Raw genomic sequence first — 14680 nt, 5'->3', positions numbered from 1 at the left:
CCCCCCCCCCCCCGGCTCCTACAGGGGTTGTGGGGTTAGTGGGAGTGGCGGGGGACTTCGGCACCTCGGCAACCGACCAGGAAGTCGAAGTCGCAGCCCTGATCCGCTTGCAACACATGGTCGATGTACAGCTGGCGATATCCACCGAGGATCATCTGCTGCGGCGGTTGCAGATCAGCCATGCGCGCCGCCAGTTCGGCGTCCGGAATGTCCAGGTGCAGACGCCCGTTGGCGCAATCGAGTTCGATCCAGTCACCTTCCTTCACCGCAGCCAAAGGCCCGCCGGCCGCCGCTTCCGGTGCGACGTGCAACACCACCGTGCCGTACGCGGTGCCGCTCATGCGCGCATCGGAAATACGCACCATGTCTGTCACGCCCTGGGCCAGCAGTTTGGCCGGCAAGCCCATGTTGCCGACTTCAGCCATGCCCGGATAACCCTTTGGTCCGCAGTTTTTCATCACCAGAATCGAGTTGGCATCCACGTCCAGCTCCGGATCGTTGATCCGCGCCTTGTACATGTCGAAGTTCTCGAACACCACCGCACGCCCGCGATGCTGCATCAGCTCAGCCGTGGCGGCGGACGGTTTGAGCACCGCGCCGAGTGGCGCCAGGTTACCGCGCAATACGCAGATGCCGCCGTCGGCGCGGATCGGGTTGTCGAGGGTGCGGATCACTTCGTCCTGGCCGTAGATCGGCGCGTCCTTGGTGTTCTCGCCGAGGGTCTTGCCGTTGACGGTCAAGGCATTTGGATTGGGAATCAGGTTGGCTTCACCGAGGCGCCGCAATACTGCAGGCAAGCCACCGGCGTAGTAGAACTCTTCCATCAGGAAGCGCCCGGAAGGTTGCAGGTCGACGATGGTCGGCATGCCACGCCCGATGCGGGTCCAGTCATCCAGCTCCAGCTCCACGCCGATGCGGCCGGCGATGGCTTTCAAGTGGATCACGGCGTTGGTCGAACCACCGATGGCGGCGTTGACCCGAATAGCGTTCTCGAAGGCTTCCTTGGTAAGGATTTTCGACAGTTTCAAGTCTTCGCGAACCATCTCCACCGCACGCATGCCGGACATGTGCGCCAACACATAACGGCGCGCATCCACCGCCGGAATCGCGGCGTTATGGGGCAGGGAAGTGCCGAGTGCTTCGGCCATGCACGCCATGGTCGATGCGGTGCCCATGGTGTTGCAAGTGCCGGCGGAGCGGGACATGCCGCCCTCGGCCGCGAGGAAGTCATCGATGGAGATGGTGCCCGCTTTCACTTGTTCGCTGAGCTGCCAGACCACGGTGCCCGAGCCGATGTCCTGGCCCTTGTGCTTGCCGTTGAGCATCGGCCCGCCGGTGACGACGATAGCGGGCACGTCGCAACTGGCCGCGCCCATCAACAGCGCCGGGGTGGTTTTGTCGCAACCGGTCAGCAGCACCACGCCGTCAATCGGGTTGCCGCGAATCGCTTCTTCGACGTCCATGCTCGTCAGGTTGCGGGTAAACATGGCGGTCGGGCGCAGGTTTGATTCGCCGTTGGAGAACACCGGAAATTCCACCGGGAAACCGCCGGCCTCGATCACGCCGCGTTTGACGTGGTCGGCGATCTGGCGGAAATGCGCGTTGCACGGGGTCAGTTCCGACCAGGTGTTGCAGATGCCGATGATCGGTTTGCCGTGGAACTGGTGGTCGGCGATGCCCTGATTCTTCATCCAGCTGCGGTACATGAAGCCGTTCTTGTCGGCAGTGCCAAACCATTGGGCGGAGCGCAGGGTGGGTTTCTTATCAGACATGATCGATTCTCTTATTGTATGACTATATTGTTCTGGCTGAGGCGTAACATAAGCGCAATTCGATCTGTTTGGAAGTGTTGTTGCGTAAATAGTATTACTATATAGTCCGCTCCAACGGAGGGAAGGCCCTGGCAGTTTTTGGCGAGAGGCGTCCCCCGAGGTTCTATAACAACAACAATCGGAGACCGATCTCATGAGCCAGGAACTGCGGCTTATTCGTCGCATCACGCTGAAACTGATTCCCTTCCTGATCCTGCTGTACCTGATCGCCTATGTGGATCGCTCCGCCGTGGGCTTCGCCAAGCTGCACATGGGCGCCGACATCGGTATCGGCGATGCGGCTTACGGCCTTGGTGCCGGGCTGTTTTTCATTGGTTACTTTCTGCTGGAAATCCCCAGCAACCTGATGCTCGAACGATTCGGCGCGCGGCGCTGGTTTGCGCGGATCATGGTCACCTGGGGCGCCATCACCATCGGCATGGCCTTCGTTCAAGGGGCGCACAGCTTCTACGTGATGCGCTTTTTGCTCGGCGCCGCCGAAGCCGGGTTCTTCCCGGGCGTTCTGTACTACATCACGCAGTGGTTCCCGGTTCGCCATCGCGGCAAGATCCTCGGCTTGTTCATCCTCTCCCAACCGATCGCCATGCTGATCACCGGCCCGGTGTCCGGCGGCCTGCTCGGCATGGACGGCATCCTCGGATTGCACGGCTGGCAGTGGCTGTTCATCGTCATCGGCTCCCCGGCGATCCTGCTGACCTGGCCGGTGCTGCGTTGGCTGCCTGATGGTCCGCAACAGGTGAAATGGATGGATCAGCCCGAGAAAGACTGGCTGGCTGGCGAACTGAAAAAGGACCTTGAGGAATACGGCCAGACCCGCCACGGCAATCCGTTGCATGCGCTCAAGGACAAACGCGTGTTGCTGCTGGCGCTGTTTTATCTGCCGGTCACCCTGAGCATTTATGGCCTGGGCCTGTGGTTGCCGACGCTGATCAAGCAGTTCGGTGGCACTGATCTGGTGACGGGTTTCGTGTCGTCGGTGCCGTACATCTTCGGGATCATCGGTCTGTTGATCATCCCGCGCAGTTCCGACCGTTTGAATGATCGCTACGGCCATCTGGCGGTGCTGTATGTGTTGGGGGCTATCGGCCTGTTTCTCAGTGCCTGGCTGACGGTGCCGGTGCTGCAACTGGCGGCGCTGTGCCTGGTGGCGTTCGCCCTGTTTTCCTGCACTGCGGTGTTCTGGACCTTGCCGGGCCGGTTCTTCGCTGGCGCCAGTGCGGCGGCGGGGATCGCGCTGATCAACTCGGTGGGCAACCTCGGCGGCTACATCGGTCCGTTCGTGATCGGGGCGCTGAAGGAATACACCGGCAACCTGGCTTCGGGGCTGTATTTCCTCTCGGGTGTGATGGTGTTCGGGCTGATTTTGACCGGCGTGGTGTATCGGTTGCTGGAGCGCAAGCATGTGCTGCCGGCGGACCAGTTTGCAGCCAGCGCACGCTGACCTGTAGGAGCCGGCTTGCCGGCGATGGCGTCAGCACATTCAACATCATTGTCGACAGGCCGATCGCTATCGCCAGCAAGCCGGCTCCTACAGGGTTCTGCGGTGTTTTTGAGAATTGCTTACAGGAGAAAATTCATGCGTTTGGTTCAATTTGAATTGTTTAACGGCGAGCGCCGGGTTGGCGTGGTCGAGGACGGTCTGGTCCGTGAGGTGCAGGACGCGCGCACGGTTCGTGATCTGGCGTTGGCGGCGATCGAGGCGGGTGTCAGTCTTGAGCAGCAGGTGAACGCACTGGGCCTGGGCATCAGCCACGACTATGCAGAACTGCTGGCGAAACTGCGCATCCTGCCGCCGCTGGACCATCCGGACCCGGCACACATGCTCGTCAGCGGCACTGGCCTGACCCATCTGGGTAGCGCCTCGGCGCGGGACAAGATGCATCAGCAGGCCGGCGACGAAGCAACGATGACCGACACCCTGCGCATCTTCAAATGGGGCGTGGAGGGTGGCAAACCGGCAGCGGGCCAGGCCGGTGTGCAACCGGAATGGTTCTACAAAGGTGACGGCAGCATCGTCGTTCGCCCCGGTAAACCGTTCCCGCTGCCGCCGTTTGCCGAAGATGCGGGTGAAGAACCCGAGCTCAGCGGTCTTTATGTCATCGGCCACGACGGCAAGCCGTATCGCCTCGGTTATGCGGTGGGCAACGAGTTTTCCGATCACGTCATGGAGCGCAAGAACTACCTTTATCTGGCGCATTCCAAACTGCGCAGTTGCAGTTACGGGCCGGAGCTTCGGGTCGGTGAGTTGCCGGAGCATCTGGCGGGCACGAGCCGCATTTTGCGCGACGGCGAAGTGCTGTGGCAGAACGAGTTTCTCACCGGCGAGGCCAACATGTGCCACAGCCTGGAAAACCTCGAATACCACCATTTCAAATACAGCCAGTTCCTGCGTCCGGGGGACGTGCACATTCACTTCTTCGGCACCGCGACCCTGTCCTTTGCCGACGGCATTCGCACCCGGCCGGGGGATGTGTTCGAGATCAGTCAGGCCGAGTTTGGTGCGCCGTTGATCAACGGCATCGCACCGGTTGAAGCGGCCTTCGAACCCGGCACCATCGGCATTCTTTAAGGAGCAACCCATGATTCTTGGTCACAACTATATTGGCGGCCAGCGCAGTGCCTGCGGCAGCGTCAAACTCCAGAGCGTCGACGCCAGCACCGGTGAGGCGTTACCTCACGATTTCTATCAGGCCACGCCGGAAGAAGTCGATGCCGCCGCCAAGGCTGCCGCTGCCGCGTACCCCGCTTATCGCAGCCTGAGCGCCGAGCGCCGCGCGCAATTCCTCGATGCCATTGCCGATGAGCTGGACGCGTTGGGCGATGAATTTGTCGCCGTGGTCTGCCGCGAAACCGCGCTGCCTGCCGCCCGCATTCAAGGCGAGCGCGGTCGCACCAGTGGCCAGATGCGCCTGTTCGCCAAGGTGCTGCGGCGTGGTGATTTTTATGGAGCACGCATCGATCTGGCGCAGCCGGAGCGCAAGCCGTTGCCGCGTCCCGACCTGCGTCAGTACCGCATCGGCCTCGGTCCGGTTGCGGTGTTTGGCGCCAGCAATTTCCCGTTGGCGTTTTCCACCGCCGGCGGCGACACCGCTTCCGCCCTGGCCGCCGGTTGCCCGGTGGTGTTCAAGGCGCACAGCGGTCACATGGCCACGGCCGAGCAAGTGGCAGATGCAATCCTCCGAGCCGCGGAAAAAACCGGCATGCCGGTCGGCGTGTTCAACATGATCTACGGTGGCGGGGTCGGCGAAGCGCTGGTCAAGCACCCGGCGATTCAGGCAGTCGGTTTCACCGGTTCGCTCAAGGGTGGACGGGCGTTGTGCGACATGGCCGCTGCACGTGCACAACCGATCCCGGTGTTTGCCGAGATGTCGAGCATCAACCCAGTGATCGTCTTGCCCCAGGCCCTGTCCGTTCGTGCTGAAAGCGTGGCCCGTGACCTGACCGCTTCGGTGGTGCAAGGCTGTGGCCAGTTCTGCACCAACCCCGGTCTGGTGATCGGCATTCGCTCGGCGCAGTTCAGTGCGTTTGTGCAGCAGGTGGCGGGGTTGATCAACGATCAGCCTGCGCAAACCATGCTCAATGCCGGGACGTTGAGCAGTTATGGCCAAGGCCTGCAAAAACTCCTCGCGCACCCGGGCGTGACGCACCTGGCGGGTAATCCGCAGCAAGGCAATCAGGCGCAACCGCAGTTGTTCAAGGCCGATGTCAGTCTGTTGCTCGACGGCGATGAAGTGCTGCAGGAAGAGGTCTTCGGCCCGACCACGGTGTTTGTCGAGGTGGCGGATCAGACGCAACTCAGCGCTGCTTTAAATGGCCTGCACGGACAACTCACGGCAACGATCATTGGCGAACCGGCAGACTTCGAGCAGTTCGGCGAATTGACGGCGTTGCTGGAACAGAAGGTCGGACGAATCCTGCTCAACGGCTATCCGACCGGTGTGGAAGTCTGCGATTCGATGGTCCATGGCGGGCCGTACCCGGCGACGTCCGATGCGCGTGGCACCTCGGTGGGCACGCTGGCGATTGACCGCTTCCTGCGGCCAGTGTGCTTCCAGAACTACCCCGACAGCCTGCTGCCGGATGCGTTGAAGAACGGCAACCCGCTGCGTATTCAGCGGCTGGTGGATGGACAGCCTTCGCGTGATGCGCTCTAACGGCTGAACATAAATCCCTGTGGGAGCGAGCCTGCTCGCGATTGCGGTGTGACAGTCAAGGATTATGTCGACTGACACTCCGCATTCGCGAGCAGGCTCGCTCCCACATTTTTTTCTGTGTCGTTAGAGGGGGTGGTGTCCGGCACGAGGCTGCTCCCACATTGCGCTATCATTGCGTCTTTCCCCTTCAAAGATTGACTGCCATGACTGCCTCAACCGACACCTTGCTCAACGCCCTCGAACACTGCGGAATGGTGGAAATCGACGGGTTGCATGCCTTCGAATTCGCCCTTGATGTCGACGACAATCTGCACATCGAATGCATGGACGGTCGAGCGGCCAAACACTGGGAATTCACCCCCGCTCAGGTTCAAGCGGCAACCTTCGATTCAACTTTGCAGAGCTGGCTGATCAAGGACGACGGCGGGGAACACCGCCTGGTCTGCCTCGGCGACGTTGTCAGCGGCGACAACGAAGACGACGAACAAGAGGATGCGTAACCTCTGGCCGCTGTTGATCGCTGGCAGCATCGGGGCAATGGGTGTTCAAGCCGCATCCGCCGACGACTATCAATTGCTCGTGGGTTCCTACACCGCAGGGCAAAGCCAGGGCATTTATCGCCTGAGTTTCGACAGCGCCACCGGGCAGCTCGACGCCAAGCCGTTGCAAGTGGTCAACAGCGAAAACCCGTCCTGGTTGACCCTGTCCAACGATCAGCGTCACCTGTTCGTGGTCAACGAAAACGGCCCGGGGCAAAAAGACCGGGTTGGGCGCGTCAGCAGTTATGCGATCGACGCCAAAACCCATGCGCTGCGCCTGATCAATCAGGTCCAGAGCCTGGGCAACGAGCCAACCCATTCGAGCCTCAGCGGCGATGCCAGCCACCTGTTCGTCAGCAATTATTCCGTGAGTGAAGACCCGGGCGGCACGCTGGCGGTGTTGCCGGTGGGCGCCGATGGCACGCTCAAACCCGTGGTGCAAATGAGCAGTCATCCGTCCAGCCGGGTCAACCCCGAGCGGCAGATGTCGGCGCATGTGCATTCGACGGTGTCCTCGCCGGATGGCAAGTTTGTGTTCTCCAATGATTTGGGCGCGGACAAGATCTTTGTCTATCGCTTCGATCCGAAGGCCAACCCGGACTTGCCGTTGATCGCGGCCACACCCGCATCGGTCCAGTTGCCGCCAGGCAGCGGACCACGGCATTTGCTGTTCAGTGCCGATGGCAAACACGCGTGGCTGACCCTGGAAATGAGTGCGCAGGTCGCGGTGTTCGATTACCGCGACGGCACGCTTGAGCGAACGCAAATGGTCGATCTGGCGGCCGGGCAACCGACGTCGGACAAAGCCGCCGCAGCGTTGCATGCATCAAAGGATGGCAAATTCCTCTACGTCAGCAACCGTGGCACTGCCAATCAGTTGCTGGTGTTTGCCATTGACCCGGCGACCGGCCACCTCAAAGAGCTGCAACGCCGTTCGGTGGAAGGGGATCACCCGCGCGAGTTCAGCCTCGATCCGAGTGGCCGGTTCGTGCTGATCGCCAATCAGAAGAGCAACCAGATTGTCGTCGTCGAACGCGATGCCAAGAGCGGCCTGCTGGATAAAACCGTGCAGAAACTGCCGATGGATGCCCCGAGCGATCTGAAGTTCCTGGTGCGTCAATAGGCCGCAGGCCCCGGTTGATGGGGCCTGCATCCTTCTATTAATGACGCTGATATCTGCTACTGCTACAAAAGATTTCAAGGCGTCAGCCTCGGCAGTTAAGTTTGCTTCACGGCCCCACCGGGCAAGCAAGCCAACTGAATCCGAGGAATACCGCCATGAACTTCAATCTCTTCTCTGTCATCGCCGCATCCGCCATCTCTGCCACCGTTGCTCTGCCAGCCAGCGCCAACGTTGAAATCAGCGACAAAAAATCCCACGCCCAGAGCTACACCCAGAAATACCTGCAACAGAGCGCCAACTTCTACGCAGCCCTGGATCACAAAACCCAAGCCTGAAAGCCAAGCCCTGCACCCTTTATGCAGGAGCGAAGTCACTTGCGCGGATCAAGCTGAAAAGCTTCGAGAAAGCCTGAGTGATGTCGCTCCTGCATAACGCGTTTACGACAGCATCAGATTGCTATTAATGCTGCGCTTGATATCACATGGCCATGAGTTTAAATTTGACGCTGATTTATTGACTCCTTCTACTATAAAAAGGATCGACAGCATGGCGATGCGTCTGGCCGTGGTACTCCTGTTCCTCTATTCAACCCCCATTTTATCTGCCGCAACGCCCGTTCCAGGCGAGCCTGACGCTGCCCGAGAGCGCATGATGAGTTTTATCGAAGGCTGAAATAGACTGGCTTAATGATCAACGAAGCTGATGGTGACTATGGATAACCCTGAGTGGTTATCACAGCTTTTTTGATCGATTCTGTGGGCACTGAAACATGCCCACGGAGAACACCATGGCCAGCGCAATCCTCACTTCTGCCAAACACGGCGCCTACCTGGCCATCGGTCTTTACGTGGCGCTGGTGTTGGTTGTCAGCATTACCGCGCAATCTCAACACGAAACCGACGCACCGATTCAGGTCGCTTATCCCGCCATTCAGTTCGAGCACCGCGCACAAAACGCCGTGATCGATCACGCAGACGTGGCGGGAGTGACAGGGGCATGAAAGGGGGCAAACTCTGGGTCATCGCCTTCCTGGCGTTCATGACCAATGGCTCATCACTGTTGGGCATCGGACAAGCCTCGGCAGGTTCCGTGGCTCGCGCTATCGAAGCCAATCACAACCTCGCTCGCAGCATCGAAACCGAAAAGGCCATGGGCCTGCTGGCCGGTAATCCACCGATCAAACGCCAAGGCGATTTCTTCGGGCCGTTCCAGGTCGATTGCTCGGTGTTGCAGATGTGCGAAGTATTCGCCTGATACGCCACCACCCCCTGTAGGAGCGAGGCTTGCCCGCGAAGCTTTTGGCGGTCTTGATGACCCCTTCGCGGGCAAGCCTCGCTCCTACAGGGGGGGCGGTTATTTCTTCATGATTGATGTGAACAGGTCCGACTCGAGGAATCGCTGTAGCCACGCCTGCAACCGCACGTAAGGTGTCTGCCCGAACCACTCGCGATCGACATGGGCGAACTGCCGCACGAACGGCATCAACGCCACATCCGCCAGGCTCGGATGCACCGCCAGCAAGTAATCGCGACCCTCCAGCAACGCCTCCAGCCTGCGCAAGAACACCTCACCCTCGCTGCGATAAAACGCCATTGGCTGCTCGGGATAACGCTCGGCGTACTTGTAGCGATTCAGATGCACCTTGAACACCTGATCGTTCTCTTCGATCAGCGCCGCGATCTGCGCTTGCCCCGCAGGATCATCCTTGAGCAACCAATCCTGCGGATCGTTCTGCGCCAATGCCCAGTGCATGATCGCCAGGCTTTCATCGATCACTTGGTCGTCGACGCTCAACACCGGCACCGTGCCTTTGCTCGACAGCGCGAGCATCTCGGCAGGCTTGGCCTTCAGGCTGACCTCGACGATGTTCACGGCAACGTCCGAGTAACGCAGGGCCATCCGCGCCCGCATGGCGTACGGGCAGCGGCGGAAGGAGTACAGCGTGGTCATTTCACCTCCAGGGTACTCAGGCCGTTCCCCTGGCGATGGACCTGGATCTGCACCGGGATCCGTTCGTGCATTTCCTGGACGTGGGAAATCACCGCGACCTTGCGGCCCTGAGCCTGCAAGCCATCGAGGGCGTCCATCGCCAGTTGCAGGGATTCGGGGTCGAGGCTGCCGAAGCCTTCGTCGATGAACAGCGATTCGATTTTCAGCGTGCTCGATGCCATCGAAGCCAGGCCCAATGCCAGGGCCAGCGACACCAGGAACGTCTCGCCACCGGACAGCGAATGCACCGAACGCAGCTCGTCGCCCATCTCGGTGTCCATCACCAGCAAGCCCAGCATGCTGCCGCCGCGTTTGAGGCGATAGCGCCGCACCAGTTGCCGCAACTGCACGTTGGCGTGATGCACCAGCAGGTCGAGGTTGTAGGCCTGGGCGATCTTGCGGAAGGTGTCGCCGGTCGCGGAGCCGATCAAGGCATTCAAGCGCGCCCAGCGCTGATACTCGCTGTAAGCGTCGGCGATCTGTTGCGCCAGGGCCTGATTGGCGTTCTGCCGGCGCTGGTCCTCGGCCTGTTCGGCGCGCAGTTCGGCGCAACGGTGCTCGCTGGCGGCAAACTGGTTTTGCAACTCGGACAGGGCGGTGGCCAGTTGCGCGGTATCGAGATTACCGTTGTGCTGTGCCTGATGACTGGTTAGACGCTTATCGCGTTCCTGCAACAACACCTTGGCTTGTTCGATGGCTTTTTCGTTGTGCTGCAACCGTTGGCGCAATTCGCTGACCTGCTGGTCGTCGACGCTCAGCAACTGCTCAAGGCCGCCGTCATCCAGTTCCGGATGCAAGGCGCGCCAGTCGGCAATCTTCAGGCTCAGTTCACGATCTTCGCTTTCAAGGGCGAGCAGGCGGTCTTGCTGCGCTTTCAGTTCCGCTGCCAGTTGCACCAGGCGCGTGCGCACCGATTGCAGTTCTTGACTGACGGTAGCTTGGGCATTGCGCGCCTGTTCGACGGCTTGATCCAGTTGCTGTTGCCAGTGTTCGGCGCTGCTGTGGGAACCGAGCAGTTGCGTCAGTTGCTGCTGGCAAGCCTGTTGCTGCTCGGTGAGCGTGGTGAACTGGCGCTGAGCGGTTTCCAGCTGCTGGACGCGGGTCAGTTGACGATCCTGTTCCTTCTCCAGCGTCTGCTGGCGTTGTAGCTGTTCGCTCAGTTCATCGCGTTGCTGGTCGAGTTGCTCCAGGCGCTGGGCGATCTGCCGGTCGAGCTGCATGAAGGTCGCAGCCGGTTCGTTGCGCAAGGCGTCCAGTGTGTCGGCCGGGAGCAGGGTGCTGAACGCGATCAGCTCTTCGTCCAGGCGCTGACGGTCATTGCTCAACTCGCGTTGCTGGTTGGCCAGGTGCTGGGTCGCCTGCTGACTCGCGGATTCGGCGTTGCGCAGTTGCTGTTGCAGGCGCGTGGCGTCCTGCTGCAGGGTGAGCAGGGCGGTCTGGCGCTGTTCGTCCTGCGTGATGCTTTGGTTCAACTGGCTGTTTTGCTGGTTCAGCCAGGCATCGCGTTTGGCGCTGTCCTGGGTGAAAAGCTGTGCGGATAACGGGTGCGCATCGAGGCTCGGGGCCAGGCTTTGCTGCTGAGCGAGCAGTTGCTCCTGCTGTTGCAGCAATTCCTTCTGTTGCGCAATCACGCCGCCGACTTCGGTACGCAGGTCGGTGAGTTTTTCCTTGAGCGAATCCACCGCTTTTTGCGCGTTGGCCTGTTCGCTTTCATCATGGCGGCCGAGGCTTTGCAGCAGCGCTTCCGGTTGATGATAAGGATGGTCCGGGCTGCCGCAGACCGGGCAGGGCTGATCATCCTGCAATTGCTCGCGAAGTTCTTCGACACTGGCGCTGCGTGCCAGACGCTGACGTTCCAGCAGTTCGCGGGTCACCGTCAGGGTCTGTTCGGCCACGGTCAATTCGTTTTTGGTTTTCACCCCGTCCTGGGTCAGGCGGTCGCGCTCCTGCTGGGCAACGGTTTGACGTTGCTGCAATTCGGCGATGCGCTTGTCCAGTTCCTGCTGGCCAGTCCACAGCCGCGTCAGCTCTTCAATGGCGCGCAGTTGCTTGCGGTTGTCCTGCAACAGAGTGCCCAGCAGCTGGATCTGTTCGGCCACCGCATCAGGCTCGGCGCCGGCCTCTTTGTAGAGCACTTCCAGATTCTGTTTTTGCGCCGCCAATTCCTCGGCGGCATGGGTGGCGTTCTGCTCCAGAGAGGCCAGTTCCGCCTGCCCCTTGTTCAGGCGATTGCCGATCAGCATCAATTGTTGCAAGCGGTCGCGGTAGGCGTTCCAGGCATCGCTGAGCGGCGCCAGATGGGTGCTTTGCTCAAGTTCGGCGGCAATCCGTTGCAGACGCTCGGCAACCCGATTCTGCTGCTCAAGCAAACCTTGAATCGTCTGTTGGCCTTCGGAGCAGGCCCGTTCCGCTTGCTGCTTGAGGTCGGCGCTGAGGCCGGTGTCCTTGATCAGGCGGGCGAGGGTGCTTTGCGCCTCAAAGGCCTGGCGCAGCAGTGGCGCGCTTGAGGTGTGTTGGCTTTGTGCCTCGATCAGCGCGGTTTGCGCTGCGCTGAGACTGTGTTCGAGTTGCGTCTGACGGGTTTGCAGATCCTGTTCTTGCCCGGTGTGCTGCTGGATCTGCGCGGCCAGCGGCGTGAGCTGGGCGGTCAGTTCGGTCTTGCGGGCGAACTGGTGCCGTTGTGGTGCCAGTTGTTCCAGTCGAGTCAGCTTCAAGCGGTCGCTGGCCAGGTTTTCCCAGTCCTGCCGGGCGCTGGTCAGTTGCTCGGTGGCGCTGAGCTGCTCGTCCTGCAATTGGCGTAGCTCTTTCAGCCAGGTGTGTTGCAACTCCAACTGTTTGAGTTGCGCCTGTTGAGTCTTCAATTGCTGCTGTGCTTCGTTGAAGCGTTCATCCAGTTCTACGCGGGCTTCGGGTGACAGCGGCGTGACGCCGGTGGCCTGATCCTGCAACAGCTTGTGCGCTTCACGGGCCTCTTTGGCCTTGTCGAAGGCGCGACGGCCGAGACGCGTGTAGAGCGCGGTGTCGGTGAGTTTTTCCAGCAGTTCGCTGCGTTCGTTGTCGTTGGCCTTGAGGAACGCACTGAATTCGCTCTGGGCCAGCAACACGGCACGGGTGAATTGTTCGAAGTTCAAGCCCAGGACAGCTTCGAGCTGGACCTTGAATTCGACCTTCTGACTGGCCAGCAGTTGATCCAGATCGATGTCGCGCAGGCTCTGACGGCTGTGTTGCAACTTGCCGCCGGCTTTCTCCCGGGCGCGATTGGCTTCCCAGCGAGCGCGGTAGCGACGGCCATCGATGCCGACGAAATCCACTTCGGCATAGCCTTCGCCCGTACCGCGACGCAGTAACGTGCGCGGGTCGCCGGTGCTGATTTCACCGTCGGCGTCCGGCGCTTTGGCCGACACTTGCGCGTTGCTCAACCGCGGCACGGCGCCGAACAGCGCCAGGCACAAGGCATCGAGCAAGGTGCTTTTGCCGGCACCGGTCGGCCCGGTGATGGCGAACAAACCGGCGCTGGCCAACGGCTCGGCGGTGAAGTCGATTTCAAACGGCCCGGCCAGGGAGGCGAGGTTTTTCAGGCGGATCGCGAGAATTTTCATGGCTGTTCGCTCTCCATTTGCACGTCTTGCAACAGCTCGGCGAAGTCCTTCAGCGTTTGCTCATCGACCTCGCTGCCGTAGTTGTCCTGCCAGGCGCGGCTGAACAATTCCTGGGGCGTGAGCTGGTCCAGTTCAACCAGGGTCGCACCGTCATCGAGGCCATCACGGCTGCCGTTGCCGGCGTATTCAGCGGCGATGCGCACCAGGCGCACGGCTTTGCCTTGCAGCGCGGTTTCGACCTGATGGCGCAAGTCGGGTTGTGGCTCGTCGAGGCGCACCCGTACTTCCAGCCACGGCTGACGCTGAGTGTCGGCGAGCAAGTCGATGTTCGGCAGGTCGCCCAGTTGCAGCAGGATGTCAGCCAGAGGTGCAGGGCCGATACGTTGCAGGTTGACGGCGCGGGGAATCAGTTTCGGTTCGACGCTGACCAGGGTTTCGCCGTCGAGCCGGACGTCGAGAATCTGATGCTGATAACCGATTTCGGAGAACGACAGTGGAATCGGCGAGCCGCTGTAGCGAATGCGTTCTTCACCGTTGACCTTCTGTGGTTTGTGCAAGTGGCCAAGGGCAACGTAGCTGATGCTCGGGCCGAACAGGCTGGCGGGCAGCGCTTCGGCGTTGCCGATGATCAAGCTGCGCTCGGAATCTTCGGACACCGAACCGCCGGCCATGTGCGCATGACTGATGGCAATCAGCGCCTGACCTTTCTTGCGTTTGGCGTTGGCGGCTTCGATCAGCCACTCGTGAACCTGGCCGATCCCGCGCAGGTAGTTGTCGCCCAGGTGCGCGCCGGTCACTTCGGCAGGTCGCAAAAATGGCAACGCCAGGCACCAGGCGACGGTTTTGCCCTTGGCGTCCGGCAGCGGCAGCAGCAGGCGCTCGGCGTCGAGTTGGCCGTCATCCAGCCACAACACACGACCCAGCGCATGCGTGCGCAAACGGCGCATCAACGGTGCAGGCAATTCGATGCGTGAGCCGGAGTCATGATTGCCGGCGATCATCACGATGGTCAGCTTCGGCTGCTGTTCGTGGGCGCTGACGATGAAATCGTAGAGGCGTTCCTGGGCTTTGACCGGTGGATTGACCGTGTCGAAGATATCGCCGGCGATCAACAGCACATCGGGCTGGTCCAGTTTCAGTTGATGCAGCAGCCAATCGAGGAAACAGCCGTGCTCGAAATCGCGTTCCTGGCCGTGCAGGTTCTGCCCAAGGTGCCAGTCGGAGGTGTGAAACAGACGCAAGGCGAGCTCCGTAGGAAATAAGGTGATGGCCGCGAGGAAATTGACAGCGGCGAAAGGGGAGAGAGTTTACGGGTAAAGCGACACCAAACCTACTGCAGGAACTGGCCACCACAACCTCAAGGGCCTCTTCGCCGGCAAGCCTGGCTCCTACAGGGATTCGCGCCGCCCCCGGCCTTGTAGGAGCGAGGCTTGCCCGCGAAGGC

At 60.8% G+C, this 14680-nt stretch carries 13 protein-coding genes; 9 read left to right on the top strand and 4 right to left on the bottom strand.

The annotated features are described in order from the left end of the window. Positions 1-35: 35 nt before the first annotated feature. The gene (locus ACM6IO_RS09985; RefSeq protein WP_008030087.1) at positions 36-1772 is read right to left on the bottom strand and encodes an IlvD/Edd family dehydratase; all 1737 of its coding nucleotides are present in this window, start codon (positions 1770-1772) and stop codon (positions 36-38) included. Positions 1773-1965: 193 nt separating this feature from the next. Here ACM6IO_RS09985 and ACM6IO_RS09980 point away from each other — a divergent pair, with 193 nt between their 5' ends. The 9 genes from ACM6IO_RS09980 to ACM6IO_RS09940 all read left to right on the top strand — a co-directional run bounded on the left by ACM6IO_RS09980 (position 1966) and on the right by ACM6IO_RS09940 (position 8902). Next, a complete protein-coding gene (locus tag ACM6IO_RS09980; RefSeq protein WP_223434592.1) occupies positions 1966-3273 on the top strand; it encodes an MFS transporter in 1308 nt (435 codons plus the stop codon). 135 nt (positions 3274-3408) lie between these two features. Next, positions 3409-4401 (top strand): AraD1 family protein, encoded by a 993-nt coding sequence (araD1, locus tag ACM6IO_RS09975; protein ID WP_008030092.1) that lies wholly within the window; start codon positions 3409-3411, stop codon positions 4399-4401. 10 nt (positions 4402-4411) lie between these two features. Continuing rightward, complete coding sequence (locus ACM6IO_RS09970; protein WP_414911382.1) at positions 4412-5986, top strand: aldehyde dehydrogenase (NADP(+)); 1575 nt, start codon at positions 4412-4414, stop codon at positions 5984-5986. A 203-nt stretch (positions 5987-6189) separates the two neighbouring features. After that, positions 6190-6486: a DUF5629 family protein gene (locus ACM6IO_RS09965; RefSeq protein WP_008030097.1), complete on the top strand. Its 297-nt coding sequence runs from the start codon at positions 6190-6192 to the stop codon at positions 6484-6486. Further along, a complete protein-coding gene (locus ACM6IO_RS09960; RefSeq protein ID WP_414911381.1) occupies positions 6479-7648 on the top strand; it encodes a lactonase family protein in 1170 nt (389 codons plus the stop codon). The genes ACM6IO_RS09965 and ACM6IO_RS09960 overlap by 8 nt, the downstream gene beginning before the upstream one ends. Positions 7649-7803: 155 nt before the next feature. Beyond that, on the top strand, positions 7804-7983 hold the full coding sequence (locus ACM6IO_RS09955) for a hypothetical protein (protein WP_008030101.1): 180 nt from the start codon (positions 7804-7806) through the stop codon (positions 7981-7983). 211 nt (positions 7984-8194) lie between these two features. Next, positions 8195-8320 carry a hypothetical protein gene (locus ACM6IO_RS09950; protein ID WP_008030104.1) on the top strand — a complete coding sequence of 42 codons (126 nt, stop codon included), beginning with the start codon at positions 8195-8197 and terminating at the stop codon, positions 8318-8320. Positions 8321-8435: 115 nt separating this feature from the next. Continuing rightward, a complete protein-coding gene (locus tag ACM6IO_RS09945) occupies positions 8436-8648 on the top strand; it encodes a hypothetical protein (protein WP_008042879.1) in 213 nt (70 codons plus the stop codon). Then, positions 8645-8902: a hypothetical protein gene (locus tag ACM6IO_RS09940; protein ID WP_008030107.1), complete on the top strand. Its 258-nt coding sequence runs from the start codon at positions 8645-8647 to the stop codon at positions 8900-8902. Before ACM6IO_RS09945 ends, ACM6IO_RS09940 begins: the two co-directional genes overlap by 4 nt. Positions 8903-9001: 99 nt before the next feature. On the opposite strand, the gene ACM6IO_RS09935 is transcribed toward ACM6IO_RS09940, so the two are convergent. Genes ACM6IO_RS09935 through ACM6IO_RS09925 form a run of 3 tightly spaced genes read right to left on the bottom strand, consistent with a single transcriptional unit; the run spans position 9002 to position 14477 of the window. After that, positions 9002-9598: a glutathione S-transferase gene (locus tag ACM6IO_RS09935; protein WP_414911380.1), complete on the bottom strand. Its 597-nt coding sequence runs from the start codon at positions 9596-9598 to the stop codon at positions 9002-9004. Next, the gene (locus tag ACM6IO_RS09930) at positions 9595-13236 is read right to left on the bottom strand and encodes an AAA family ATPase (protein WP_414911379.1); all 3642 of its coding nucleotides are present in this window, start codon (positions 13234-13236) and stop codon (positions 9595-9597) included. Before ACM6IO_RS09930 ends, ACM6IO_RS09935 begins: the two co-directional genes overlap by 4 nt. After that, the gene (locus ACM6IO_RS09925) at positions 13233-14477 is read right to left on the bottom strand and encodes an exonuclease SbcCD subunit D C-terminal domain-containing protein (RefSeq protein WP_414911378.1); all 1245 of its coding nucleotides are present in this window, start codon (positions 14475-14477) and stop codon (positions 13233-13235) included. Before ACM6IO_RS09925 ends, ACM6IO_RS09930 begins: the two co-directional genes overlap by 4 nt. Positions 14478-14680 lie beyond the last annotated feature (203 nt).

Origin of the sequence: Pseudomonas sp. IT-P44, from assembly GCF_949768225.1 — a bacterium.
GTDB lineage: Bacteria > Pseudomonadota > Gammaproteobacteria > Pseudomonadales > Pseudomonadaceae > Aquipseudomonas > Aquipseudomonas migulae.
Note: the sequence above shows the minus strand (reverse complement) of the source record. Positions and strands in the feature narration are given on the sequence as shown.